The sequence below is a fragment of the Streptomyces sp. HPF1205 genome, from assembly GCF_020400825.1.
In the GTDB taxonomy this organism is placed as follows: domain Bacteria; phylum Actinomycetota; class Actinomycetes; order Streptomycetales; family Streptomycetaceae; genus Actinacidiphila.
In genome coordinates this window covers 1-851 of the sequence record NZ_JAINVH010000125.1, presented here as the reverse complement: position 1 = coordinate 851, position 851 = coordinate 1, and the positions used below count along the sequence as shown (strand labels likewise).

The following is an 851-nucleotide window of genomic DNA, read 5'->3' as shown; positions in this document are numbered from 1 at the left end:
ACGAGCGGCACCACCGGTGGCGGCACCGGCGGTCCGTGCTCGCTCCCGTCGACGTACCACTGGAGCTCGACCGGTCCGCTGGCGCAGCCGGCCAACGGCTGGGTCTCGCTGAAGGACTTCACCAACGTCGTCTACAACGGCAAGCACCTGGTCTACGGCTCGACCGTGAACTCCTCCGGGTCCTACGGCTCGATGGGCTTCGCCCCGTTCACGAACTGGTCGGACATGGCCACAGCCACCCAGACCGGCATGAACTCCGGCACCGTCGCGCCCACCCTGTTCTACTTCGCCCCCAAGAACATCTGGGTACTGGCCTACCAGTGGGGCCAGTGGCCGTTCATCTACCGCACCTCCAGCGACCCGACCAACCCCAACGGCTGGTCCTCGCCGCAGCCCCTGTTCACCGGCAGCATCTCCGGCTCCGGCACCGGCCCCATCGACCAGACCCTGATCGGTGACGGCACGAACATGTACCTGTTCTTCGCCGGCGACAACGGCAAGATCTACCGGGCCAGCATGCCGATCGGGAACTTCCCCAGCAGCTTCGGCTCCTCCTACACCACCGTCATGAGCGACTCGCAGGCCAACCTGTTCGAGGCGGTGGAGGTCTACAAGGTCAAGGACCAGAACCAGTACCTCATGATCGTCGAGGCGATGGGCGCCAACGGCCGGTACTTCCGCTCGTTCACCGCCTCCAGCCTCAGCGGTTCGTGGACCCCGCAGGCCGCCAGCGAGAGCAACCCCTTCGCCGGCAAGGCCAACAGCGGCGCCACCTGGACCAACGACATCAGCCACGGCGACCTGGTCCGCAACAACCCCGACCAGACCATGACCATCGACCCCTGCAACCT

1 protein-coding gene is annotated in these 851 nt (G+C 66.0%); it reads left to right on the top strand.

The window, feature by feature from the left end; all coding sequences use genetic code 11:
* A partial coding sequence (locus K7G61_RS35930; RefSeq protein WP_225851350.1) for a non-reducing end alpha-L-arabinofuranosidase family hydrolase occupies positions 1–851 on the top strand: 851 nt, incomplete at both ends.